This window comes from Enterococcus sp. BWB1-3, assembly GCF_016745275.1.
Taxonomy (GTDB): domain Bacteria; phylum Bacillota; class Bacilli; order Lactobacillales; family Enterococcaceae; genus Enterococcus_L.
In genome coordinates, this window is sequence record NZ_JADOEP010000035.1 from 1 (window position 1) to 24,863 (window position 24,863).

General features: G+C 38.6%; 25 protein-coding genes. 3 read left to right on the forward strand and 22 right to left on the reverse strand.

All coding sequences use genetic code 11. From position 1 onward, the window contains the following. Positions 1-174 precede the first annotated feature (174 nt). On the reverse strand, positions 175-2,169 hold the full coding sequence (tkt, locus tag IW492_RS16365) for a transketolase (RefSeq protein ID WP_202069021.1): 1,995 nt from the start codon (positions 2,167-2,169) through the stop codon (positions 175-177). Positions 2,170-2,267: 98 nt separating this feature from the next. Next, positions 2,268-2,510, reverse strand: coding sequence for a DUF896 family protein (locus tag IW492_RS16370; RefSeq protein WP_202069023.1), 243 nt, complete (start codon positions 2,508-2,510; stop codon positions 2,268-2,270). 150 nt (positions 2,511-2,660) lie between these two features. Here IW492_RS16370 and lexA point away from each other — a divergent pair, with 150 nt between their 5' ends. Continuing rightward, entirely contained in the window at positions 2,661-3,281 is a 621-nt protein-coding gene (gene lexA / locus IW492_RS16375; RefSeq protein WP_202069026.1) for a transcriptional repressor LexA, read from the forward strand. A gap of 574 nt (positions 3,282-3,855) precedes the next feature. On the opposite strand, the gene IW492_RS16380 is transcribed toward lexA, so the two are convergent. The 3 genes from IW492_RS16380 to IW492_RS16390 are packed head-to-tail and all read right to left on the reverse strand — an operon-like array spanning position 3,856 to position 7,199. Continuing rightward, positions 3,856-4,350 carry a dihydrofolate reductase gene (locus IW492_RS16380; RefSeq protein WP_202069028.1) on the reverse strand — a complete coding sequence of 165 codons (495 nt, stop codon included), beginning with the start codon at positions 4,348-4,350 and terminating at the stop codon, positions 3,856-3,858. A 22-nt stretch (positions 4,351-4,372) separates the two neighbouring features. Continuing rightward, on the reverse strand, positions 4,373-5,320 hold the full coding sequence (locus IW492_RS16385; RefSeq protein WP_202069030.1) for a thymidylate synthase: 948 nt from the start codon (positions 5,318-5,320) through the stop codon (positions 4,373-4,375). Between the two features lie 16 nt (positions 5,321-5,336). Then, a complete protein-coding gene (locus IW492_RS16390) occupies positions 5,337-7,199 on the reverse strand; it encodes an ABC-F family ATP-binding cassette domain-containing protein (RefSeq protein WP_236671970.1) in 1,863 nt (620 codons plus the stop codon). Between the two features lie 337 nt (positions 7,200-7,536). Here IW492_RS16390 and IW492_RS16395 point away from each other — a divergent pair, with 337 nt between their 5' ends. Then, positions 7,537-8,076 (forward strand): hypothetical protein, encoded by a 540-nt coding sequence (locus IW492_RS16395; RefSeq protein WP_202069034.1) that lies wholly within the window; start codon positions 7,537-7,539, stop codon positions 8,074-8,076. Between the two features lie 50 nt (positions 8,077-8,126). Here IW492_RS16395 and IW492_RS16400 read toward each other — a convergent pair whose 3' ends face one another. The 17 genes from IW492_RS16400 to IW492_RS16480 all read right to left on the reverse strand — a co-directional run bounded on the left by IW492_RS16400 (position 8,127) and on the right by IW492_RS16480 (position 23,691). Further along, a complete protein-coding gene (locus IW492_RS16400; protein WP_202069035.1) occupies positions 8,127-8,522 on the reverse strand; it encodes a hypothetical protein in 396 nt (131 codons plus the stop codon). A gap of 254 nt (positions 8,523-8,776) precedes the next feature. Further along, complete coding sequence (locus tag IW492_RS16405) at positions 8,777-8,977, reverse strand: hypothetical protein (protein WP_202069057.1); 201 nt, start codon at positions 8,975-8,977, stop codon at positions 8,777-8,779. 183 nt (positions 8,978-9,160) lie between these two features. Next, positions 9,161-10,009, reverse strand: coding sequence for a DegV family protein (locus IW492_RS16410; protein ID WP_202069036.1), 849 nt, complete (start codon positions 10,007-10,009; stop codon positions 9,161-9,163). Between the two features lie 79 nt (positions 10,010-10,088). Beyond that, a complete protein-coding gene (locus IW492_RS16415) occupies positions 10,089-11,207 on the reverse strand; it encodes an LCP family protein (RefSeq protein WP_202069037.1) in 1,119 nt (372 codons plus the stop codon). Between the two features lie 549 nt (positions 11,208-11,756). After that, positions 11,757-12,608, reverse strand: a complete 852-nt coding sequence (gene pheA, locus IW492_RS16420) for a prephenate dehydratase (RefSeq protein WP_202069039.1) — start codon at positions 12,606-12,608, stop codon at positions 11,757-11,759. A gap of 4 nt (positions 12,609-12,612) precedes the next feature. Further along, positions 12,613-13,122 carry a shikimate kinase gene (locus tag IW492_RS16425; RefSeq protein ID WP_202069040.1) on the reverse strand — a complete coding sequence of 170 codons (510 nt, stop codon included), beginning with the start codon at positions 13,120-13,122 and terminating at the stop codon, positions 12,613-12,615. An 11-nt stretch (positions 13,123-13,133) separates the two neighbouring features. Beyond that, positions 13,134-14,417, reverse strand: coding sequence for a 3-phosphoshikimate 1-carboxyvinyltransferase (gene aroA, locus IW492_RS16430; protein WP_202069041.1), 1,284 nt, complete (start codon positions 14,415-14,417; stop codon positions 13,134-13,136). 15 nt (positions 14,418-14,432) lie between these two features. After that, complete coding sequence (locus IW492_RS16435; protein ID WP_202069042.1) at positions 14,433-15,530, reverse strand: prephenate dehydrogenase; 1,098 nt, start codon at positions 15,528-15,530, stop codon at positions 14,433-14,435. A 30-nt stretch (positions 15,531-15,560) separates the two neighbouring features. Beyond that, positions 15,561-16,727, reverse strand: a complete 1,167-nt coding sequence (gene aroC, locus IW492_RS16440) for a chorismate synthase (protein WP_202069046.1) — start codon at positions 16,725-16,727, stop codon at positions 15,561-15,563. 5 nt (positions 16,728-16,732) lie between these two features. Next, on the reverse strand, positions 16,733-17,797 hold the full coding sequence (gene aroB, locus IW492_RS16445; protein ID WP_202069047.1) for a 3-dehydroquinate synthase: 1,065 nt from the start codon (positions 17,795-17,797) through the stop codon (positions 16,733-16,735). 46 nt (positions 17,798-17,843) lie between these two features. After that, positions 17,844-18,869: a 3-deoxy-7-phosphoheptulonate synthase gene (gene aroF, locus IW492_RS16450; protein ID WP_202069048.1), complete on the reverse strand. Its 1,026-nt coding sequence runs from the start codon at positions 18,867-18,869 to the stop codon at positions 17,844-17,846. A 36-nt stretch (positions 18,870-18,905) separates the two neighbouring features. Continuing rightward, positions 18,906-19,775 (reverse strand): shikimate dehydrogenase, encoded by an 870-nt coding sequence (gene aroE, locus IW492_RS16455; RefSeq protein ID WP_202069049.1) that lies wholly within the window; start codon positions 19,773-19,775, stop codon positions 18,906-18,908. A gap of 569 nt (positions 19,776-20,344) precedes the next feature. Then, positions 20,345-20,797 (reverse strand): hypothetical protein, encoded by a 453-nt coding sequence (locus IW492_RS16460; protein ID WP_202069050.1) that lies wholly within the window; start codon positions 20,795-20,797, stop codon positions 20,345-20,347. Between the two features lie 86 nt (positions 20,798-20,883). Then, a complete protein-coding gene (locus IW492_RS16465) occupies positions 20,884-21,246 on the reverse strand; it encodes a thioesterase family protein (RefSeq protein WP_202069051.1) in 363 nt (120 codons plus the stop codon). Positions 21,247-21,342: 96 nt separating this feature from the next. After that, positions 21,343-22,566, reverse strand: a complete 1,224-nt coding sequence (locus IW492_RS16470; RefSeq protein WP_202069053.1) for a CCA tRNA nucleotidyltransferase — start codon at positions 22,564-22,566, stop codon at positions 21,343-21,345. Further along, a complete protein-coding gene (gene dapB, locus IW492_RS16475) occupies positions 22,563-23,351 on the reverse strand; it encodes a 4-hydroxy-tetrahydrodipicolinate reductase (protein WP_202069054.1) in 789 nt (262 codons plus the stop codon). Before dapB ends, IW492_RS16470 begins: the two co-directional genes overlap by 4 nt. Further along, positions 23,344-23,691, reverse strand: coding sequence for a nucleotide pyrophosphohydrolase (locus tag IW492_RS16480; RefSeq protein WP_202069056.1), 348 nt, complete (start codon positions 23,689-23,691; stop codon positions 23,344-23,346). The genes dapB and IW492_RS16480 overlap by 8 nt, the downstream gene beginning before the upstream one ends. Positions 23,692-23,807: 116 nt before the next feature. Here IW492_RS16480 and IW492_RS16485 point away from each other — a divergent pair, with 116 nt between their 5' ends. Beyond that, a complete protein-coding gene (locus IW492_RS16485) occupies positions 23,808-24,701 on the forward strand; it encodes a YitT family protein (protein ID WP_202069055.1) in 894 nt (297 codons plus the stop codon). The last annotated feature ends 162 nt before the right edge of the window (positions 24,702-24,863 follow it).

The window sequence follows — 24,863 nt, forward strand, 5'->3', positions numbered from 1 at the left end:
CTTTTGATGTGGTGGTCGGGAAACCAACTTCATCTTATCAGTTTAGGAGGCTTTTTTACTACCACGCTGGAAGCTCTCAAGAACCCCCAGCATAGCTGGGGGTTTTCAGAACATACAAAAAAAAGCAACCGATAAACTTCTTAATTACAGGAAGTTTATCGGTTGCTTTATGAATTAAAGTTTTTCATAGGTAGAAATCACATTATCAACTGTGAACCCAAATTTTTCTAGAACTACATCACCTGGTGCAGAAGCGCCAAAATGATCAATTGTGATGGTTGCTCCTTCTGTTCCTATATACCGCTCCCACCCAAATGGAGAAGCTGCTTCGATTGCTACACGTTTTGTAACAGCTTTTGGAAGGACTGTTTCCTTGTATCCTGCAGATTGACTTTCAAACAAGTCAAAACTTGGCATAGATACAACAGAGACATCTTTTCCTTGTTTGGCAAGCTCTTGTTGCGCTTCAATCGCAAGGTTCACTTCTGAGCCTGTCGCAATCAAAATTCCTTCAGGTGTTGCCCCTTTTTGAGGAGAGATTACATACGCTCCTTTTTGGACTGTCTCGTGTGCATGTTCTTTTGTTCCTTCAATTACAGGGAGATTTTGTCGGCTTAACACCAAAATCGTCGGTTTGTCGGTTGTCGTCATGGCAATCTTCCAGGCTGCAACTGTTTCGTTGCCGTCTGCCGGACGAATCACCTGAACACCTGGCATGCAACGGACACTTGCCAACTGTTCAATCGGTTCATGTGTTGGTCCGTCTTCTCCTACCGCAACAGAGTCATGTGTCAACACATAAGTTACTGGCGTTTTTTGCAAAGCCGCCAAGCGAATTGCAGGACGCAGATAATCTGTAAATACGAAGAAAGTCCCGCCATAAACTTTTGAGCCGCCGTGCAGCTGAATGCCATTCATTGCTGCCGCCATCGCAAATTCGCGCACGCCAAACCAAATATTTCGACCTTCATATTGCCCCTGTTCAAAATCTTTCTCACCAGCGACCATTGTATTGTTGGAAGCAGACAGATCGGCTGAGCCGCCCCAGAAGCTTGGAACAACTTTTGAAATAGCCTGAATCGTATCTTTGCTTGTCACACGGCTTGCTGCACTTGAACCAACGTCATAACTTGGCAATTCTTTGTCCCAGTCTTCAGGTAATTTTCCTGCAAAGGCATCTTTAAATTGTTTTGCAAGATCCGGATGAGATTTGCTGTAATTTTCAAACAGTTTATTCCATTCAGCTTCAGCTTTTTCGCCGTCTTCAATCATTCTTTCAGTAAAGCGTTCTGCTACTTCATCAGGAACTGTGAAATCTGGATATTCCCAACCATAAACAACTTTTGCTGCATCGATTCCTTCCTGACCAAGCGGTGCGCCATGAACCGCAGATGTTCCTTCTTTCGGTGCGCCAAATCCAATCACTGTTTTCACTTCGATCAAGGTTGGTTTGCCTGTCTCAGCTTTGGCGTCTTCGATTGCCTTTGAAATAGCCTCCAGATCGTTTCCATCCTTTACCAGAATATGCTGCCAGCCATAGGCTTCGAAGCGCTGGCCGACATTTTCAGTAAAGGACTTTGAAGTCGGCCCATCCAAGGAGATGTCATTGGAATCGTAAAGAACGATTAGTTTGTCCAGTTTCATGTGACCAGCCATTGAAGCAGCTTCCTGAGAAACTCCTTCCATTAAATCACCGTCACCACAAAGTGCATACGTATAATGATCAACAACATTAAAGCTGTCTCTATTATAAACAGCAGCTAAATGTGCCTCAGACATTGCCATTCCGACAGCCATGGCAATTCCCTGACCCAATGGTCCTGTTGTTGCTTCCACTCCGTCCGTATGACCGACTTCCGGATGCCCTGGTGTTTTACTGTCCCATTGGCGGAAGTTCTTTAAATCGTCTATTGTCACGTTATAGCCTGATAAATGAAGCAGACTGTAAAGTAAGGCAGAACCATGACCGGCAGAAAGAACAAAACGGTCGCGATCTGCCCAGTTTGTTGAGGTTTTTGGGTTAACCTTTAAATGCTTGGTCCAAAGCGCATAAGCCATAGGCGCTGCACCCATAGGTAGTCCTGGATGTCCCGAATTTGCTTGTTGAATGGCTTCGATGCTGAGCGTACGAATGGTATTCACACCTAGTTGATCAGTTTTGTCGAACAAAAATATCATCTCCTATTTAGGTTTTTTTTACCTTTATTACTCACATTGTACCTTAATTCATTTATGAAAGCAATTACTTTTAGTAAAGTTAACTCTAATTATTTGCGGTCATGCAGCCCTTTTTCTTTTTGAATCTGTTTCAGCTTCTCAGGTGTTACATCATTGCCTTTTGGATCTACCACTTTCATTCCCTCAATATGATGCCGCATTCCTTTACGAAATGTCTGCAGATATTCTTCACGCAGTTTCTTCTGCTCATTGAGTTCCAAATCTGTAAGCGGACCTTCTTTGGCTTTACGTGCCAGAGCGTTGATACGTTCCATTTTTTCTTTTGAAAGCATCGTCTTCCCTCCTTTATCAATCCCTTTTATCTTATAAGAACATGCTTGAAAAAACAACTGTCTTTCCTATTGATTTTACACGAACGCTTGTTTGATTTCATGAGAGAAATATGTTAGACTGTAACTATAATTTGAAAGAAGGTGTGGATATTGGCAAAACGTACCGAGACAAGACAGGTAGAAGTATTAAAATATATATATGAACAAGTAGAGCTAAAAGGATATCCGCCAACCGTTCGCGAAATTGGAAAAGCTGTGAATCTTTCCTCTACGTCAACAGTGCATGGCCATTTAGCCAGACTTGAAAAAAAAGGGCTGATTTTAAGAGATCCAACCAAACCTCGGGCAATTGAGTTAACAGCAGAGGGGTTGGAAAAAATTGGGGTTCAGCCTACAACTATTCCTATGCTGGGTGTTGTTACTGCCGGGGAACCAATACTGGCTGTTGAGGAAGCGTCAGACTTCTTCCCCTTGCCTCCTGACCTTCAATTTGAGCAAAATGCATTATTTATGCTGACAATTCGAGGAGAAAGTATGATCAATGCCGGTATCCTTGATGGTGATCAGGTCATTGTCAGAAAACAGGCTGATGCGACAAATGGAGATATTGTCATAGCTATGACAGCTGAAGATGAAGCTACCTGTAAAAGATTCTTTAAGGAAACAGATTATATTCGTCTTCAACCGGAAAATGATGCCTTGGAACCCATCCTTTTGGACAATGTTTCCATACTGGGTAAAGTAGTTGGTCTATACAGAAATCATATTTAATTAAACCATTTACTGGGTCTGAATTCCTTTAATCGAAGGAATTTGGATTTTTTTTACAAAAAGACCAGTCGAGCTCTTTAAATTCGGCCTGACGGGTCTCTGCTTTTTACTCAAAATGATTGCTTCATGTGCTGAAAGTGTTATAAAACAGAGCGGGCTGTCCAAATTGCCCGGAAAAAAGAAGCAAATAGATGAAACGTCTCTTTATAGCCAACACAATCATCCTGTTTTCCAATGAGAAATATTACAGGTCTATATAGCTAAGTTTACCTAATTTGGATATCATAGCCAATACTTTAATGATACTTAACAAATACATGATTTGCTTTTAACAGACTTGGAAGTACCTCATTCTGATATCTGGTCCAAGTAGAAGTCGTTGCTATTACAGCCATTTCAAAAAAACAGAACCTGCTTCTCTTTCTTCTGCAGAAATGGGGTCGTCCAATAATTTTACTTTTCCAAAAGTTGTCGTAACGGTAAAGTTCTGTTTTTCCTTTTTGCAACAACACCCGGACAAAGTAAAATTATCTCGTCAGCTGACTGTGGAGCCAGCCTTTCCTATACACAGAATTCATGAACCTGTCCGCTGATAGGTTTCGAATTCATGAGGGTACTTGTTTAGTTCGTCTGTTTCTCCTTCGCTTGAATTGATCAGCGTCCATTTTTCCCAATCGACAAAAGGAAAGGATGTATCTGCATCAAAATCGCCATGAATAACAGTCCGATATAGAACATCACAGTAAGGCAGGAAATCCTGATAAATATTTGCTCCCCCGGCAATAAAAGTAATACCTGAAAATTCTTCTGCATAGTTTATAACTTCTTCTATGCTGTTCATTACAACAACATTTTCAGCTTGATATTCTTTGTCTCTAGTCAGAATGATCGTCTTTCTATTGGGCAGTGCTTTGCTCCCCATTCCTTCAAATGTCTTTCTTCCCATGACAATCGTATTGTCCTCAGTCATCTTTTTAAAAAATTTCAAATCATTTGGCAAGTGCCATGGCAGGATATTTTCTTTACCAATATTCCCCTGTTCATCCTGAGCCCAAATAGCTGCTAACATTATTTTTTAACTCCCTTCAACTTTAAACCGCAATTGGTGCCTTTATCGCTGGATGGGGATTGTACCCTTCCAAAGTGATATCTTCCATTTCAAAATCAAATACAGATTTCTTTTCCGTATTTAAACGGAGTTTAGGTGCATCTCGTATATCGCGAGACAGCTGTTCCTTCATTTGTTCAAAGTGATTACTGTATAAATGAGCATCTCCCAGAGTATGAACAAAGTCTCCGACTTGAAGACCTGTTTCATGAGCAATCAAATGAGTCAATAATGCATAGCTGGCTATATTAAAAGGAACGCCAAGAAAAACATCCGCACTTCTCTGATAGAGCTGGCAGCTTAGCTTCCCATCATTTACATAAAACTGAAACATTGTATGGCATGGAGGCAGAGCCATAGAAGGAACATCTTCCGGATTCCAGGCAGACACAATTAATCTTCGTGAATCAGGTGTTGTTTTAATCATCTCAATAACGGATTGGAGCTGATCAATAAAGCTGCCGTCTTTTGTTTCCCAATGTCGCCATTGCGCTCCATAGATATTTCCAAGCTCTCCAAATTTTTCAGCAAAAGCCGAATCTTCAAGAATATTTTTACAGAAATGCTGATGCTGCTCATCATAAGATTTTTTAAACGCTTCATCTGTCAGCACACGATGACCAAAGTCAGTCATGTCAGGGCCGTTGTATTCAGGACTCTTAATATAACGTTCGAATGCCCATTCATCCCAGATATGATTATTATGCTCCAGTAAATAGCGGATATTGGTATCCCCGTTGATAAACCATAACAGCTCACTTTTAATCAAACTGAAAGGGACGCGTTTAGTTGTCAGTAAAGGGAATCCTTCAGATAAATCAAATCGCATTTGATAACCAAAAATACTTTTTGTTCCTGTCCCTGTCCGGTCTTCCTTGTAATTTCCTTCTGTTAAAATTTTCTTTCCTAAATCAAGATACGCTTTTTCCATACAAAATCCTCCTGCTTTATTCTGAAAACTGACTCAAATAGTCCCAACGTTCAATTTTCTGTTCCAGTCTTTCTTCTGTATTTTCAAGATCCTTCTGCAATTCCTGCAAACGGGTAAAATCTTCACCGGATCGATTCATCTCAGCAATGATCTGCTCTTGCTTTTCCTCCAACTCTGCAATCTCGTCTTCGATAACATCCCATTCTTTTTGTTCCATATAGGTCAGCTTCTTTTTTTCTTTTTCCGTTTTTCCGTTTATCATGGGAGACTTTATTTTTTTAATTTCAACTTTTTCTTCAACGAGCTTTTTTTCTAAATAACTGCTCATTGAGCCATAATAACTGGAAATCTGTGCATTTCCTTCAAATATTAGCAGTTTATCTATCGTTTTATCAAGAAAATAGCGATCATGAGAAACAGCAATTACAGTGCCCTTAAATCCCTGAATATAATCTTCCAAAACAGTGAGTGTATCAATATCCAAGTCATTTGTCGGTTCATCCAAAAGGAGAACATTGGGTTGACTAATCAGCAATTTTAGAAGGTATAACCGTCTTTTTTCACCACCCGATAATTTTCCAATGACTGTTCCATGCATAGATCTTGGAAAAAGAAATCGTTCCAGAAGCTCAGCAACCCCTATTGTCTGTCCATCGGCTGTTCTGGTTTCCTCTGCTGCTTCCTGAAGATAAGCAATCATGCGCTTTTCCGGATTCATTTCTTCATTTTGCTGCGTATAGTAGCCCAATCGAACTGTTTCGCCAATACTGTAAAAGCCGCTGTCCAGTTCAAGCCTGCCGGAAAGAATATTTAACAGTGTTGATTTACCGGCACCATTCTTTCCAGTAATTCCAATCCGATCATTCGACTGAATCAGTAATGAAAAATCACGAAGCAATTGTTTTCCCTCAATACTGTAAAAACCGTTTTTTATCTCCAAAACTTTCTTACCCAGACGTTGCGAAGCAAGATTCAGCTCAACTGATTCTTTGCTCTGTACCTGATTCAAATTCTCTTTCAGCTCATGGAAACGATCCTGACGTGCCTGCTGTTTTGTTCCTCTCGCCTGTACACCAGCACGCATCCATTCTAATTCCTTCTTGAAAAGCTGCTTTCTTTTTTCTTCCTGCTCTATCTCAACACGTTCTTGTTCGGCCTTCGAACGTAAATAAGCTTCATAATTTCCTTTATATTCATATAATTTTCCGTGTGAGAGTTCAAAAATTCGATTGACAATACGATCCAAAAAATAACGATCATGGGTAACCATTACTAACGCACCGGAATAATTCTTCAAATATTTTTCAAGCCAGTTAATCGCTTCGTAATCTAAATGGTTGGTAGGCTCATCCAAAAGCAGTAAGTCAGGTGCTTCAATCAAGGTTTGAGCCAAACTGACTCTCTTTTTCTGTCCACCAGATAATTCTCCAATTCTCTTTTCCAAAGTAGCAATTCCCAGCTTTTGAAGAATTATTTTTGCATTGGTGTCAGCAGTCCAGGCATCCTCCTTATTCATTTTTTCTTCTGCTCGGCTGTACTGTTTTTGAATTGTTTCATCCAAGCCGTTTTCGTTTAATGCCAGAAGTGCCCGCTCATATTCTCGGACTGCCTGAACAATGGGTGTATTCCCTTGAAATACCGCATCCAGTACAGTTAGTTCGGGAGCAAATTCCTGAGCCTGTGAAAGATAACCGATTCGGTAATCCCTCATCACAGTAATGGGGTTGGCATCTCCCTCGCCGGAGTCCTCTCCTGCCAAAATATTGAGTAAACTTGTTTTCCCAGTTCCATTGATACCAATCAAACCAATTCTGTCTTTTTCATGAATCAAAAATGATAATCGATCAAATAATGTTTTTTCACCAAAAGTTTTGGTCAACTGCTCAACTCTTAATTCTTTCACAAGTTCACATCCTTTTCATCTTGAACATTGTAACAAAAAACGACTAAAAAAAGAAGTCGTGCTTCTTTATAAATATCGGCATCTGGATTTTGCGTAGTTAATATCAAGCTCATCCGCTGAACTTAAATATTTTTATGAGTGTTACAAATCTTGAGAATCAACGTTTTCAGCAGCATAAGTTAAACTATGAAAATAGAGCTTCGTATTTTGAGATTGACTGATAAGAAAAGGCTAATCAAAAAGATATAAATAAAATTTCATAAATACAATATTTCTTTCTTATGTTATTATAAAGTAAAAAAGGAGGTTTCGAATGAATCATCAAGAATTTTTTCACTTTTCCATTCCAATCTATTTCTCAAAGAAGAAATGGATTAATAACAATTTTGTCGTATTTAGAAGGTTGTTGGATGGCTGTATATTCTTACTACTCTGGTTGCCAGTTTTGATTGCAATTAATAAATTTCTAAGTTTTAGCTCCACTGATCAATTTTTATCTGCTATCTCTGGGATTCTAATGGTCTTCCTGTCGAAGAAAATAACTAGATATATTCTTAATAATTATTTTTCTCAAACAACTACTATTGGTGAAATTGATCAATTTCGATTTTATATTCAGACTGGTGATGAAAAAAAGATTTATCGGAAAATTGATATTTTGGATGCTGATTTCAGGACACAATTTAACAGATTTAGCGCAACGTACTCTTTTTATATTCAATTAAGAGACATCCCGAAAATTTTATGGACTCATCAAAATGGAAAAAAACTGAATCAAACACTGAAAATAATCAATCACTGGAAAGAGAATCCAAGCCGGCTTACAAGCCTGAACGATTTAAAAAGCTCATAATAAGAAAGACAGAACAAATTGACCTGGAGTCGTAATTTGCCCTGTCTTTCTTATTCATTTTCTTCAATAATGATATCTATTTCCAAATCTTTTGCAACCTTATCTGCAAGGAATGTCAACAGCTGATCCAATGGTATTTTAAAGACTAAACATGAGCCTCTCCGGCCATTCCTAAAATAATTCATTCGAATCTCTTCACCTTTTATTGATAAAACGATCTTTTCAAGATCTGAATAGCTGATCCCTTTATTATCAAATGAATTCACAATGATTTTATTTTCTGCCAATCCTTTAGAATCAATCATAAAACTAAACAACAGACAGGAAGTAAAGATATCCTGCAGCTTGTCATTTAATGTCTGCGGTGTAAAAATTCCCAAACCGAGAAATGCCAGTCCAAGGACAATTCCGATAATAATTGGAATGTTGGAACGTTTAGCATACATGTCAATACTTTTACGGACTAAGAGCAAATAAATATACAGTGTTACTACAAATGCAATAAAAATGATTGTGAAAAAATCAATAATGGGAATACCCTCCTTTGTGCTCCTTTAAACCTGCAATGATTATGAAAAAACAGTCCGTTTTTTTACTGAATAGGCTCAGTGTCAACCTCAAGATAACAACAGGAAATCTCTTTTCTTTAAGTCGAACGATCTATTATGTCTCAAATCAAATGTTATATATTTTATTCTCTTTATAAAACTCTGTTATTACAATTAAAAGCCAGCAACTGCTGATTTATTTGTTTGATCTTATTTTTACTAACTAGTATTTCTCGAATGATTTGATCACGCCTATCCCCTCGAGGTAAACGGTTAACCACCTGATAGTATACTGCGAGCAGTTGAACCTGCTGCATTTTTTCTTTCTGCAATCGCTCTATTTTTCCTGTCACGAATATATCCCCTTTAATAAATGATTGCCGTTGAGCACACTGTAACAGTGTATCACAGACTACTCAACTGTTGAAATATTTAGCCGACAATTGATTTTAGACAGGAAATGTTCAAGTAAAAACCGAGGAAAGTTTTTGCACACCTGCCTCGGTCAAAAAATAAAATGAATAAGTTCTGAAAAATTAGTAGGCAGAAATGGCCAGACCAATTGCTTTCTCTCCTAAGTGTGTACCAATAACCGGACCAAAATGACCAATCTCAATTTCTGCATTTGGATACTGTTCCTGAAGCTTTTGTTTTTCTTCTTCTGCAACAGCAAGATTATTCGCATGAATAACATACAGCTTCACAGGATGATTAATCTCAGAAGCACGTTGACCGATTATTTTTTCTGCTCGGGTAAATGCTTTTTTGATCGAACGGATTTTTTCAAACAGAACAATCTTTCCATCTTCAAATGTTAAAATCGGTTTAATTTTAAGCAGTCCGCCAATTAAAGCAACCCCATTCGTCAATCTTCCGCCTCGAACAAGATTATTTAAGTCATCAACAACTAAATACACATAAGTATTATCTCTCATTATATCCAGTTTATTGATAATTTTCTGAATAGACTCGCCATTCTCAGATAAATTCAATGCTGTTTCTACCATGTTACCCATGGGCATACTTGTAATTTTCGAATCATACGGATAAATGTCTATTCCTTTAACACTGTCTTTAACAGAAGACAGATTAGTGACAAAGCCGGAAATTCCAGCGGATAAATGAATACTTAGAATAGTGTCATAGCCCTTAGCTGCCAAAGACTCATATAATTCAATCACTTCTCCCAATGCTGGTTGCGAAGTAGTTGGAAATTCCGAGCTGCTGTTTAACAGATCGTAATATTCATCTGCCTCTATATCTATCCCTTCATTGTAAATTTTTCCATCTAAAATTACTGGAATAGGGATAACAAACAAATCATCATGTTCCTTAATTCTATCTGGTAAATAAGCTGTACTATCAGTTACAACAGCAAGTTTCATATAAAAACCCTCGTTTCATAATTCTAAACTTTATTAAATATAACATACTCTTAAATAGATGAAAACTGTATTTTTTATACTAATCGGCCAAAAATGCTTGTATAGCCTGCTGGTTCATCTCATTATCAGTCGCTAAAACGCTCCCTGCATAATCATAGTACTCATCCCACCAGGAACCATCAACAGGGACTGTTAAACGATCAATACCTGCTGTTCCTTTCAAAGCCAGTGAAGGTCCGTTCTTTAAAATAAATGACATCGGAATATTATTGGCCATATATCCGATAAGCTTACCTGCAGATTCGGGTGTACGAATTAAAACCAGTGGTGATTTCAGTTGAGAAATGACAGCAGTCATCACCTGCTGCTGTCTCCGAACCCGCCCGAAGTCTCCTTCTTCATCCATTCTGAAACGAGCATATTGTAACAGAACATGTCCATCCATCTTTTGATTTCCCTGCGCAATATCAACGCCATCCAAATTTAAATCTTTTTCTGAATCAATTTCAACTCCTCCTGGGAATAGAGAATCAATCACCTTCTCAAAGCTTTGGAAATCTACTTTAGCATAGTATTTGCAATCAATACCGAAATTTTGTGCAAGAGTTTGTCTGACAAGCTCCGCACCGCCATATGCATAAGCAGCATTGATCTTATTTGTTTCATATCCTGGTATGTCAACAAATGTATCTCTCATGAATGAAATCAATTTCGGCTTTCCAGATGGCCCGTCCAATTGCAAAACCATGATAGTATCCGCTCTTCCTGAATCTTCTCCCCTAGTATCACTTCCTAGAATCAGAATGTTATTTGCTCCATTTGAACTCGTCACCCCATTAAATATCTCTGCTTCTTCTTGAGGAATCGATGTGTCATTTTCAGCAGCATGTTTCCCTTTGAAAAAGAAAACAATAGGAAGGACAATCAAAAGTATCAACATAATGAGCAGCCAACGCAGCAGCTTTATTTTTCTTCTCTTTTTAGGTTTCTTAACTTTTGGAGGCTTACCGGGATCCGGAATATTGCCACTATCTTCCGAATCACTGTACAATCTCGTTTCCTGATCCTGATAGTCCTGTTCAACTGGTTGTTTTTCTGTTTTCCGTCCATTCTTTTCTCGTCTTGGATTAAAGCTTCCTTTATTTTCAGATTTTTGGGAATCTTCATGTATATGCTTAAATCGGTCCATTCGGCTCATTTCGTGTCCACCTCATTTTTACTGTCAAGAATAAGCATACTCTATTTTAAAGTAAATGTCTTTGTTCAACAGTCATTTTTTAGAAAAAATAACCTTTTTAAAAAGAATATTATCTCTGTTTATTTGTAATAAACACTCCTGAATTTCCAAATAAAATATGAAAAATATATAATTTAAATCACCCTTCTGTACTTGTAAAGCTCTTCTGTTGCTTTATCATATATTTCTAAATTAACGGATATTTTAAAAGGTCTCTGATAAAAATGAACATTTATTTTTTCTATTGTTATCTGTAAGCAAAGTATTTTGAATCTCCTTCAAAAACTATCTTATGTAAAAATTTTGCATAAATAATTCCGAAATATAAAAATAATTTTAATGACTAAAATCAGAGAAATAATTTTCGATACCTGGCGAACAATAGATTATATTTCTGCAAAATACGAACATGAGAACAGATCAAAAACAGATACTGTACTAGTTTCTTGTTACACACGAAAGCAAGCTCCAACTGTGTTTATCATTAGTTGAATACTTGCTTCCTGTTTTCTAAATTCCATGTATCGGATGAATTTGATAGGTTCCGAATACTTTTACCGAACCGCCCAACAAGCGTATTTCCTCCAAAGCAAATTCTATAAGTTCTTTTGGTTTATTTATATTTACATCAATTAAAAAGAAATATTCTCCCAGCGTTGTTTTTAAAGGCCGCGATTCGATTTTGCTTAAGTCAATTTCCCGCCAGCTAAACACAGATAATGCCTTATGCAGTGCCCCCGGCATATTATTAGGCATTGTAATAGCGAGTGTCATTTTTTCCTTTTCAACTGGAATATGTTCAAGTTCCACCTGCTCAGAGCCAATTACCCAGAATCTGGTGCGGTTTATTGCAACATCCTGAATATTCTGTTGTACAATAACCAAATCGTATGTCTCGGCAGAAAGTTTAGGTGCTATGGCAGCAATCTTCTGGTCTGGATGTTCGGAAACAAAGTTTGCTGCATAAGCAGTTGAAGGTGTCGGCTCTAATAGTGCATCTGGAAAATACTGATTGATAAATTCCTGAGATTGAGCCAATGCCTGCGGATGAGATAAAATCCTAGTTATACTTTGCCAGTCGTCCTGATTTTTTTTACTGACCATCAGCTGTTGAAAAATCGGCAATACAATTTCAGCGCCCACAGGAATCCTGCTTTGATGAAAAAGATAATCCACTGTAGTATTCACTGAGCCCTCAAGTGTATTTTCTATTGGAACAACACCCAGATCAACTTCCCCGAATTCAACTGCTTTGATGCATGCAGGAATTGAACGAAATGGAATTAATGCATCTTTTGGAAACGCTGTTTTCGTTGCTGTATGGGTAAATGAGCTTTCCGGACCGAGATAACCTACATTCATTTTTTCACCTCTGCTTTAACCTAGTTAGTATTTCTTCTGTAATTTCTTCCGGTGTTCGCTGATCGGTACTGACAATCATACTTGCAGATTCTTTATAGAAAGAAATTCGAGGCTCAAACACCTGTTTTATTTCTTCCGGAGATTTAGATACAACCAAAGGACGAACTGTCGTATGATCATTTTTTAGTCGTGGTATAAATACCTCCGGAGTTGTTTCCAGATAAACAACCGGCTTCATCTGCTTTAATAGTTCCCGATTTTCCGGCCGCATAACAATTCCTCCGCCGGTAGAAATGACAAAGCCGTGATCAATATATTTTTTTAAGACAGTGGTTTCCTTTTCACGAAATGCATCCTCTCCATATAAATCGAAATATTCCTGAATCGTCATTCCAATCTCTTCTACTATTTTGTCATCAAAATCTATATGGCTCATTCCTGTAGACTTAGACAATAATTTCCCTACAGTTGTTTTACCGGCTCCCATAAACCCAATAAGAGTGATTCCCTGCATTTTTTCTCCTCCTACTTAAATAAAATTTCCAAATCATTGAAAAAATTCGGATAAGATACAGAGATCGCCTCTGCTCTGTTTAATTCAACTGATCCATTTTCTACCAGTAATGCAGCTATCTGAAGCATCATTCCAATTCGATGGTCTCCATAGCTTGTTACACGACTGCTGTTTAATGATGTTTTTCCGCGTATAATCAGACCATCATCTGTTGGTGTAATATCCGCTCCAAGCTTATTCAGCTCGTTGGCAACCGCATCAATACGGTTTGTCTCTTTCACTTTTAGTTCCTCTGCATCGCGAATAACGGTGATTCCTTCTGCTTGAGTAGCCATTAAAGCAATGATCGGCAGTTCATCAATTAGACGAGGAATAATCTCACCGCTGATCTCGATCCCTTTTAACTCGCTTGCTTCCACGGTGAGTGTACCAGCCTTATTATTTTTGCTGCTCACTTCTTCTATTGTAATCTTTCCGCCCATTTGCTTAATAACATCAATTATTCCGGTTCGTGTAGGATTTAAGCCGACATTTGTCAATGTAATTTTACTTCCAGGTATGATTAATCCAGCTGCTAAAAAGAATGCTGCTGAGGAAATATCTCCTGGTACAGTAACTTCCTGCCCAGTTAGTTTTTGAGGACCAGTCACTTGAATTTCTCTATCATTTACTGCAATGCTTCCTCCAAATTGGCGAATCATATCCTCAGTATGGTCTCTTGTTTTTTCTTTTTCAACAACAGTTGTCATTCCTTCAGCCTGTAATGCTGCAAATAGAACAGCTGATTTGACTTGGGCACTTGAAACAGGCATATCATAATGAATAGGCTGAAGTTTCTCCGATCCATTTATTGTCAGCGGAGGAAATTCTGTTCCTTCATGACCTGAGCATACTGCTCCCATTTGATTGAGCGGGTTCATCACTCTGGCCATAGGACGTTTCGCAATTGAATCATCCCCTGAAAGTTCTGAGGCAAAAGGTCTGCCAGCTAAAATTCCGCTGATTAAGCGGATAGTTGTTCCTGAATTTCCCACGTCAATCTGCCTAGCAGGTTTTTTCAAGCCTTCAAAACCTTCGCCATGAACAATAATAGTTTCTCCATCGTCTTCAATGTTCACACCTAATGCTCTAAATGCTTCAATTGTACTGAGACAGTCTTCCCCTCGTAAAAAATTTTTTACCACGGTTTTACCATAAGCAATCGAACCAAACATGATACTTCTATGTGAAATGGACTTGTCGCTGGGTACATGAACTGTTCCGGATAGCTGCTGTTTATTCGTTACTAATTTCAAAATATCCCTCCTTTATTATTTTTCATAACATAGATAATTCGTTTCTTTTTCAATAACTTCCTTTGCTTTTGTCAAGTCTTGTTCTCTTTTAAATGTCAGCTGCAAAATTCCAAAAATATCTTCCCTGGTTTCAAGAATTTTCAAATTAATTAGAGATAGATTTGCTTTTCCGATAATTCCCGTAATTTCCGCAATAACTCCTGGAATATCTGGAATGTCTATGAATAAGTCGTGAAAGGCTGGAATAGCACCTTCTTTATGGATCGGCATTTGATTTCGTGTCTCTTTTGCTTCCTGGAAAAACTGGAAAACAGCCAATCTGTTTTCCTCTTTCAGCCACTTAGAAACCTGATTCATTTCAGATTGCCAGCTTGAAATCATCTCCAAAAGCTTTTCTCTGTTGCTCATCAATATATCTGTCCACATTTCAGGATCAGAAGATGCAATTCGTGTCATATCTCTGAACCCTCCGGCAGCCAATTGTTTTGCTCTTGGATGTCGGGTGGTGAAGTCCTTGCTTTGATTGACAAGTCCTGCAGCAATAATATGCGGTAAATGGCTTAGCATCCCTGTGATTTTATCATGCTCCTCTGTCGTCAATATCACAAATTTCGCATTTGTCCCTTTCAAAAGCTCTTTTAATGAACTTATATATTCCGGTTTTGTCAGAACATTAGGGGTTAAAATATAATACGCATTTTCAAAGAGCCGCTCATCTCCTGCTGTAACCCCCGACTTATGTGAACCTGCCATGGGATGGCCGCCAATAAATGAATGCAGCTTCAGCTTTTCTGCCTCGGCAACAATTTCCTGTTTGGTGCTGCCCACATCAGAGATGATTACTTCCTCTTTCAGCCGAAGCTTGCTTAGTATCAACAGCTGCCTCTTAACTACTTCAACAGGAGAGCACAGCAGAATTACATCAGCCTTCGGAGCTTCACTTTTAATTGAAACCGCAATTTTATCTATTAGTCCTCTTTTCAAAGCAAAATCTTCTGAGCTTTTTTCGATATCCATTCCGATAATAACTGTTTTGGGATGTTCTTTTCTGATTACCAGTGCCAGTGACGTGCCAATCAGTCCTAGCCCAATGATTAATACATTTTGTTTCATTTCTCTTCACACCCCGATTTTTGTAGTTGGTTAAAATTGCTGAGTGTAAAGACGATAATCCGTTATTTCCTTTTTCATTTGGTCGAATGAATCGCTGCCGAATTTTTCCAGCACTGCTTGAGCAATCTCGGTTGCTACTACTGCTTCACAAACGACGCTGGCAGCAGGCACTGCGGTGCTGTCTGATCGTTCAACACTTGCTTTATAGGCTTCTTTAGTATCAATATTCACGCTTTGGAGTGGTTTGTACAGTGTAGGAATAGGTTTCATTACCCCACGCACAATGATGGGCATGCCATTGGTCATTCCGCCTTCAAAACCACCCAGATTATTAGATGTTCTTGTATAACCGGTTTGTTTATCCCAAATGATTTCATCCATCACCTGACTGCCAGGTTTATGCCCCATTTCAAAGCCGATACCAAATTCCACACCTTTAAATGCATTGATGCTGACAACTGCCTGTGCAATTTTGGCATCAAGTTTTCGATCCCATTGGACATAGCTGCCCAATCCGACAGGGACACCGCCAACTAATACTTCGACAACCCCACCAATCGTATCGCCATTTTTCTTAGTTTGATCAATCAGTGTTTTGATTTCTTCCTCGACTGAAGGGTCAACGACTCGTACCTCTGACTGCTCTGATCTGTTTCTCACTTCAGATATCGTCATATTTTCAGGGATCTCGGCTTTAATTCCTCCAAGTACTACAACATGCCCGGCCACCTCGATATCAAGCTCTTTCAAAAGCTTCTTGGCAACAGCGCCAATTGCTACACGCATCGTTGTTTCTCTTGCTGAAGATCGTTCAAGTACGTTTCTGAAATCATCATGCTCGTACTTAATCCCCCCTACCAGATCCGCATGCCCCGGTCTTGGCTTATTGACTCTGCGAATATTTTTTTCTTTTTCAGACACCGGTTCAACCGACATTACAGACTGCCAGTTTTTCCAGTCTTTATTTTCCACAATCATAGTAACTGGAGATCCCAGAGTTTTTCCGTGACGAACACCTGATGTGATACGCACCATATCCTTTTCAATCAGCATTCTTCCACCTCTGCCATAGCCGGTTTGACGACGGGCGAGTTCAAAATTTATATCCTCTGCACTTAAAGGAAGCCCTGCAGGCAGTCCTTCAATAATTGCTGTTAATTCAGGTCCGTGTGATTCACCTGCTGTAATAAATCTCACTAAGCTCAGCTCCTTTTCAAATAGTCCTTCATCTCTTCAATGCTAACTGTTTCAATTTTTGCCTGACCAATTGTTTCAAGTAAAATAATCTTTATTGATGTACCTCTGGTTTTTTTATCATGAGTCAGCGCTTGAAACAATGTTTCTTCCTGCCAATTGTCATAAGTAGCAGGCAAACCGAATTTTTCTATCAACTCAATTAACTGGTTTGTCGTATTTTTTGGAGTCAACCCTTTTTCTTCAGCAATTTGATTCATCTGAACCATTCCTATTGCTACGGCTTCCCCATGACTGACAACACCATAACCAGCTGTATTTTCAATGGCATGACCAATCGTGTGACCGAAATTTAAGATCAGCCGAATGCCATTGTCCAGTTCATCTTCTTCTACAACTTTTCTTTTTATCTTTAAACAATCAGTAATAATTTCAGAAGCATGCTGCAGCAGATCCTGTTCATCTTTTAACTGCTGCAGTTTTCCCCAGAGCTCTTTATCGGCGATTGCTGCAGATTTTATGATTTCAGCAATCCCTTCCTTCAAACGTCTATTTTCTAACGTTTTCAATGTTTCAGGATCAATCAGGACACCGTCTGGCTGCCAAAATGCACCAACTAAATTTTTTGCTCGGTTAGTATTGACACCCGTTTTTCCTCCGATACTGCTGTCAACTTGAGCAAGTAGTGTAGTTGGTACCTGCAGGAAATGAATACCACGCATATATGTTGCAGCAGCAAAACCTGCCAGGTCACCAATCACACCACCTCCAAGTGCAATAATTCCATCACTTCGAGTAAACTGATTTTCAGCCAGATGATCATAGATTTTTTCAGTATTTGTTAAATTTTTACTGGGTTCTCCTGCCGGTACTACAAATTTAGTAACATCAAACCCTGCAACTGATAATTGCTCAAGTACCGTTGAACTATAAATTTTATCTACTGTACGATCTGTGATTACTGCGATTTTTTGAGGCTTCCATAATTGCTGAACCCACTCTCCCAGACGAGACAGACTGTTTTTTTCAATGATAATCTCATAGCTGTGATTTGGAAGGGTAACTGTTAACATATAATCCCTGCTTTCTTTTATACTCATTCATTGAAGCGATGCTGATTTATTTGTCCAGATTTCGAATCTCTTTCATCGCTTTTTCCATTATTTGAACTTCTGCCATCATTCGCAGGTAAGTTTTTTCGTTCAATGACTGAGGTCCGTCAGACCATGCATTTGCCGGATCTGGATGAATTTCCACAATCATACCGTCTGCTCCTGCTGCAACTCCTGCGCGAGCCATAGGCGGCACTAGATCCCAAATTCCTGTTCCATGGCTTGGATCTACAATAATTGGGAAGTGGCTCAGTTTTTTTATTAATGGAACTGCGCTTAAGTCAAATGTATTTCGTGTTGCTGTTTCGTAGGTGCGGATTCCCCGTTCAATAAAAATCACATTATTATTGTTTTGAACAGCGATATATTCCGCTGCATTCAGCCACTCATCAATTGTACCTGAAATTCCGCGTTTTAAGCCAATTGGTTTTCCTGTCTTCCCGACAGATGCCAACAGTTTAAAGTTCTGCATATTGCGGGCGCCAATTTGCAAAATATCACTGTATTCAGCAACCATGTCAATATGGGCTTCATCCATTACTTCTGTAATAACCTTCATTCCGAGCTCATCTGCTGCCTGACGAATGAATTTCAACCCTTCTTCTTCCAGTCCCTGAAAAGCGTATGGAGACGTCCGCGGTTTAAAAGCTCCTCCGCGTAAAATCTGAGCTCCTCCTGCTTTAGCAATTCTTGCACATTCTCTAATCTGATCCAATCCTTCAATGGAACAGGGACCGGCCATTGTGACAAATTCGCCATTTCCGATCTTAACACCATCTACATCAACAACTGTATCCTGTGGATGAAACTCTCTTGATGTCAGTTTGTAAGTATTGGAAATACGAACGGTGTTTTCTACCCCTTCATAGCTGTTAAAAGCAACATCCTGCATTTTTCTGGTATCTCCTAAAAGTCCGATAACTACATGGTCTTTTCCTTGATTAATCTGAACATCCAATCCCTCTTTTTTGACTCTATTGATAATTGAATCTACCTGTTCTTTCGTTGCATTAGCTTTCATAATAACAATCATAATTAAATTCCTCCTGAGTTTTCTTTGTATGTTTTATTAGCTGTTTTCAATAATAGATTTTACTGTTTCTATTGGCATTTCCTTACCCGTCCAAAGCTCAAATGCTGCGGCGCCCTGATACAAAAGCATCCCAAGTCCATTGGCTGTTTTTGCGCCTCTGGCTTTTGCTTCTTTCAACAATCGAGTTTCTCTTGGAGTATAGATGACATCAAATACCGCCAGATCTTTTGTGATGATTGAAAAATCACTGATAGGAGCAGCTTCCAAATCCGGCTTCATTCCTACCCCTGTAGCATTAACCAGCAATGTACTGTCTTTTACGTCTGCTGCCAGCTCGCTTTCATTTTCCAAATCATGCAAATGAATATTGCAGCCTGTCTGCTGCTTTATATAAGTCAGCTTTTCTTTTACTTTTTCAAAAAATTCATCTCTGCGATTATAAACGGCAATTTCTTTCACACCATCAAGTGCAGCTTGTACAATAATTGCTGTTGCTGCCCCGCCTGCTCCTATAAGTGTCATCTTTCGTCCGATGATATCGATGTCCATGTCTTTTAAGCTTCGCATAAATCCAGTACCGTCTGTAATATGACCAGTCAGCTTACCGTTCACATTAACAATCGTATTGATAGCGCCAACCAGCTTGGCTGCTTCACTTAAATCATCCATCAAAGGAACTGCAGCCATTTTGTTCGGCATGGACAGGTTTGCACCCAGCATGTCTAAATTACGTATTGAATCAATCACCTGCGGCAGACGATCCGTTCCAAGCTCAAATGCCAGATATACTGCATCGATCCCGAGTGCCTGGAATGCTGTGTTCTGAATCATAGGTGAAACACTGTGTCGAATCGGAGTTGCATATAATCCGACCAATCGGGTGTGTCCTGTAATCTTGTTTTCCATCCTTCAACCTCCATAAAATCAAAATAAAAAGCGAGATACCCACTGAAATTTTACAGAAAATCTACAGTGAGTACCTCGCAAAAAAAATTAAAGAAAAAGCCACTATAGATTTTCATCTACGCGGCTTGAAAGTCATGTTGAAATTCTTTAGCCATCATAGATACAAACTTGCGTTTTGCACTGTTTGCACCCATGATACTCATGAATACAAACTCATCTAAAATAGCTAAAGTAATACTTATTCAGTTGTGAATGTTTCTTAATTGCTTTTTTCATGTCAATCACTCCACTACTGTTTTTAAGAATTGAGATAAGTATAAGCTTATCTATAACCATTGTCAACAAATAAATTAAAAAAAGAAAAGTTCTTTTTAATTCTGCTTTTAAATTCAGAGGGTTAGTGTATGAACTGTCTAAGAATATAATTTCCGATTAACTGTTGATGACTTAACACTTTACCACATGTAGTTACGCATATTTTTGTTCAGCATCTTTATTGATTAAAACCGACTAAAACCGTTAATAAAAAGACACCTCCGTCAGAAGAGGTGTCCAAATAGAATATTGAATTATAATTCAGATGCGTAAATATCATCAACCGTTTGAGTTGGATCAATTACAATGTACAGACTGTTTGTTTTTTCACTGATTTTTGTTGATTGATAAACATTATCCAAGCCTTCATCACTTTTGTCTTTGTATGGGAAGTAAACTAAATCAGGCGTACCGCTTTTGTATAAAATTTCCATACGTTCGATATCTTCGTATTTCAAAGCTCGTGCGAACATTCCTGATTCTAAGCCGCCCATGTTGATATCATGGGTTTGAACATGATCGCCTTCCTGAAAAATCTCGATTTTAAAACCGGCACATGGATGAATTTCTACAAATTCACTGCCATTGATACGTCCAAAGCTTGTAGTTATCTGTTTGATCCACAAATCTCCAATGTAGCGGCGGTTAATTGTCCAAGTCTCGCCATTTCTAAAATAAAATTTTAACCCGGTCATTTCTCTTGCCATAATATTATCTCCTTAAAAAATAGTCTTAACACACTTTTCAGTTTAGCATATTTACGGACAAGTGACTAAAAAAACGCTTTGTTGTGCTAACCCAGTTTGCTCAGAAAAATTTCTGTTAATATCACTGCACGATAATGCTCACCTGTTGCAACAAGCTTATCTTCATCCATCACTTCAAAAGAGAAGCCGATTTTATTTTTTTCCTGCTCTGTACATTTTACAGTAACAGTAATCTCAGTCCCTACTTTTGATGGATGTAAATGTTTCACATTAATTGAAGTCCCAACACTTGTTTCTTCGTCAGCCAATTCTTTTCCCAGAAAATCCTTTGCAGTATTTTCTACCATAGCAATCATTACCGGTGTTGCAAGTACATCCAGATCGCCGGACCCAGCATTTTTAGCAGTGTGTTCTTCTTTAACAACAAATTTTTTGGAAAAAGTATCCATTTCTTCCACTCCTTTTATTTTCAAAAACAATTTGTTTCATTACCTGTAAAATTGGCAACAAAATAATTTTCAAGGTGAAATTGAAGCGATAAATACTCAGCCTTGAAAATCCTGCTGCTCAATAATTTTTTTTGAACAAGAAATTAGCATCTCTTTATCATTTGAAATCTCGTTATTGATAACAGATTTCTCAAGATAATCAATCAATAAACCCAGCCATTTGCCAGGCTTCCTGTCAATAATTGTCATTAAATCGTTCCCTGTAATTGCCAGCTGCTTTCTTTCTTTGATTGGTAACGCTAAAAATTGTTCTTCCGTCTCTTTTAGTTTACCTTTCAGATTATAAAAAGACAATAGCTTTTCAACCGCCAATGCCCGATCAAGACCGGCACGATAAAGAGCTTCCGGCAACCAATCTCCTTCCAACCTCTTATTCAAAAAGCAGACCAGTTCTGCTGTTTCATGAATCATTTGATTCGACAGCTTCCACTTTTTTAGAAACAGACGAATCTCCTTATTGGGAACTGGCAGCTCCTTAATCAGCAGCGCCCATGCCTGACGTTCTTCTTCTATTGGAAAATTCGGCAGCGCTGAAAAACGAAGCAGGCCGTTCAGATGTTCTGCCAAACCGGGACAATTTCGATAACATTCAGTTTCTATAAACGGGCTAAACCCCTTTTGTCTGTTGTTTCCCAACAATAGTTTTGAGAACTCTACAGAAATACGTTCTACAGATATCTTGGAAAGCAGCGCATGGAAGGTATAAATTGCTTTGAGCGTTTCTGTCTCAATCGTAAAATCAAGCTGACTGGCGAAGCGAAGCCCTCTCATCATACGCAGCGCGTCTTCATGAAATCGCTCTTTGGGATTCCCAACTGCACGAATAACCCCATTTTTCAAATCATCCAATCCATGAAACAGATCAATCACTGTACCTTCCTTGTCCAGTGCCAAGGCATTAATCGTGAAATCTCTTCTTTTTAGATCTTCTTCGAGTGATCGGACAAATGTCACTTTATCTGGTCTTCGAAAATCCTGATAGGTTGATTCCGTTCTGAAGGTTGTAATTTCATATTGAGAATCTTCATATAAGACTAATACTGTTCCATGATCAATACCTACATCTACAGTCCGCTTAAAAATTCTCTTGATTTCTTCAGGATACGCACTTGTAGCAATATCGACATCATGACTTTTTTTCCCAAGCAAGGCATCTCTTACGCTGCCGCCTACAAAATAAGCTTCAAATCCATGAAGCTCAATTTCTTTAATAACACCAAGTGCTTTGACAAATTCTTCTGGCATGATATCCAATTTCATAATAGATTTTCCAATCCGTAAACCAACTTATTTAAACCAACGACTTTTTTACAAGCCAGTGCAACGCCAGTCATAAATGAGCTGCGGTCATATGAATCATGACGAAGCAGCAGTCCTTCTCCAGTTCCTCCGAATTGAACTTGCTGATGGGCAATCAGTCCTGGCAGCCGTACACTGTGAATCTTCATTCCTTCATAATCTGCTCCACGCGCTCCTGGAATCAGCTCTTTTTCTTCCGTATGACCTTGATGCTTTTCCTGGCGAACCTCAGCCATCATTTCGACTGTTTTAATTGCTGTTCCGCTAGGTGCATCCAGTTTCAAGTCATGATGAAGTTCAATAATTTCCACATCCGGAAAATATTCAGCTGCTTTCTGGGCGAACTGCATCATTAAAACAGCTCCGACTGCAAAATTAGGCGCAATCAAACCGCCAACTTTAAGTTCTCCTGACTTTTTTTTCAAGGTCTCAATTTGTTCTTCTGTAAAGCCTGTTGTTCCAACGACTGGAGCAATCTTATTTTCAACGGCAAAGAGCGTATTTTCGTAGGCAACAGCCGGAACTGTAAAATCAATCCAGACATCCGGCTTCGTAAGGAGCAATGCCTCTTTTGTCTTAAAAACAGGGATGTCCAACGAACGGTATTCAGGGATTTCATTAATATTTTTTTCTTCTGCAAAAGGGTCCAACACACTTACCAGTTCCAGCTCCGGGTCATTTAACACCATATTCAGTGCAGTACTCCCCATCTTCCCTTTAAATCCGGCTATTGTTATTTTAATCATGTGTTTTTCCATCCTTTCTCTCAAAACGGTAGGTGTCCCGTTTGTTAAATTTATCCATATTTCTATTAAACACTTCTGTCAGATCAATATCAAGAGAATTGGCCATAATCATTGTGACAAATAAGACGTCTCCCAGTTCTTCTTCCACTGTTTTTGGCTGTTCATCCGTTTTTTTTAGTTTTTCTCCGTAGTAATGATTGATCTCTCTGGCAAGTTCTCCCACTTCTTCTGTTAAACGGGCCATCTGGCTCAACGGTGAAAAATAACCTGCTTTAAACTGCTGAATATACGTATCTACTTCTTTCTGCATGGCTCTTAGTGATTCTGACTTTTCTGTCATTTCATTCACAACCTTCCTTCTTTGACATCTTATCAAAAACTTTTTCAGTTGAAAAGATTCTTCTTGTTGTTTTTTGTATTGAATGATACAGTGATGAAGGAAAAGGAGGTGAGCATATGGAAGAAAAAAGTTTTTATGTTAAAGATAGTATTATTATTTTATTTGGGACGGCACTTTATGCTTTTGGTCTTGTAAATATAAATATCGCAAATGATCTTGCTGAAGGCGGTGTTACCGGTATTACACTGATTTTACTGGCACTCTTCAACATTGATCCAGCCTATTCTACTTTGCTTATTAATATCCCGCTGATTCTAATTGGCGGAAAAATATTGGGGAAGCACGCCTTTTATTATACGATTATCGGGACACTTTCACTTTCCGCCTTTCTGTGGATTTTTCAACGCTTTCCAGTTTCCATTAATTTAGACCATGATCTTCTAATTGCTTCTTTGCTGGCAGGACTGGTGGGAGGTGCAGGCAGCGGTTTGATTTATCGAGTGGGTGGAACTACTGGAGGAAGCGATGTTATTGCGAGGATACTAGAGAAGAATTTCGGAGTCAGTATGGGACGTTCTCTACTTCTCTTTGATGTCTTTGTATTAACATTATCCTTAACCTATTTGGATGTAAAACGAATAATGTATACGTTAATTGTTTCATTTGTTTTCAGCAAAATTGTGGACTCAGTCCTGGATGGTGCTTATTCAGCCAAAGGAATGTTAGTCATTTCAAACTGTTCAGAAGACATTGGTGAAGTGATTATGGCAATGCTGGAACGGGGAGTAACCTATCTCTCCGGAACAGGCGGTTATTCTCAAATCGACAAAAAGATCTTATATGTTGTTGTCAGCCCAAGTGAAATTATAGAGATTAAACGAATCGTTCACGAACTGGACCCAAAAGCATTTATTTCCGTTACAAATGTACACGAGGCGATTGGCGAAGGCTTTACCTATGCAAAGCCTGAAAAGAAACTATTTAGAAAAATACCTAAAAAAGAAACATGATAAGCAGAGCACCTGTCTTATCATGTTTCCTTTTTTAGTGGCTCTATAATTTATTGGACTGATAGAAAAAAATCTATCGGTCCTATTTTCTCATTAAAAAACAAGGAAGACACACAACATTTCCGCTAGAATAGAATCACCACAAAACCAACTAGAAAGGAA

Bases quoted from the DNA above. Each gene is read 5' to 3' on its own strand.
- IW492_RS16410 (WP_202069036.1), bottom strand. From the start codon at position 10,009: ATGAAACTTGCTGTTGTAACTGATAGTACAGCTTATTTACCAGATAGA.
- aroF (WP_202069048.1), bottom strand. From the start codon at position 18,869: ATGATTGTTATTATGAAAGCTAATGCAACGAAAGAACAGGTAGATTCA.
- IW492_RS16415 (WP_202069037.1), bottom strand. From the start codon at position 11,207: ATGAGCCGAATGGACCGATTTAAGCATATACATGAAGATTCCCAAAAA.
- IW492_RS16400 (WP_202069035.1), bottom strand. From the start codon at position 8,522: ATGTATGCTAAACGTTCCAACATTCCAATTATTATCGGAATTGTCCTT.
- IW492_RS16470 (WP_202069053.1), bottom strand. From the start codon at position 22,566: ATGAAATTGGATATCATGCCAGAAGAATTTGTCAAAGCACTTGGTGTT.
- aroE (WP_202069049.1), bottom strand. From the start codon at position 19,775: ATGGAAAACAAGATTACAGGACACACCCGATTGGTCGGATTATATGCA.
- aroB (WP_202069047.1), bottom strand. From the start codon at position 17,797: ATGTTAACAGTTACCCTTCCAAATCACAGCTATGAGATTATCATTGAA.
- IW492_RS16485 (WP_202069055.1), top strand. From the start codon at position 23,808: ATGGAAGAAAAAAGTTTTTATGTTAAAGATAGTATTATTATTTTATTT.
- IW492_RS16460 (WP_202069050.1), bottom strand. From the start codon at position 20,797: ATGGCAAGAGAAATGACCGGGTTAAAATTTTATTTTAGAAATGGCGAG.
- IW492_RS16380 (WP_202069028.1), bottom strand. From the start codon at position 4,350: ATGTTAGCAGCTATTTGGGCTCAGGATGAACAGGGGAATATTGGTAAA.
- IW492_RS16480 (WP_202069056.1), bottom strand. From the start codon at position 23,691: ATGACAGAAAAGTCAGAATCACTAAGAGCCATGCAGAAAGAAGTAGAT.
- IW492_RS16385 (WP_202069030.1), bottom strand. From the start codon at position 5,320: ATGGAAAAAGCGTATCTTGATTTAGGAAAGAAAATTTTAACAGAAGGA.
- IW492_RS16435 (WP_202069042.1), bottom strand. From the start codon at position 15,530: ATGAAACAAAATGTATTAATCATTGGGCTAGGACTGATTGGCACGTCA.
- dapB (WP_202069054.1), bottom strand. From the start codon at position 23,351: ATGATTAAAATAACAATAGCCGGATTTAAAGGGAAGATGGGGAGTACT.
- IW492_RS16370 (WP_202069023.1), bottom strand. From the start codon at position 2,510: ATGCTTTCAAAAGAAAAAATGGAACGTATCAACGCTCTGGCACGTAAA.
- IW492_RS16465 (WP_202069051.1), bottom strand. From the start codon at position 21,246: ATGGATACTTTTTCCAAAAAATTTGTTGTTAAAGAAGAACACACTGCT.
- IW492_RS16395 (WP_202069034.1), top strand. From the start codon at position 7,537: ATGAATCATCAAGAATTTTTTCACTTTTCCATTCCAATCTATTTCTCA.
- IW492_RS16425 (WP_202069040.1), bottom strand. From the start codon at position 13,122: ATGCAGGGAATCACTCTTATTGGGTTTATGGGAGCCGGTAAAACAACT.
- pheA (WP_202069039.1), bottom strand. From the start codon at position 12,608: ATGAATGTAGGTTATCTCGGTCCGGAAAGCTCATTTACCCATACAGCA.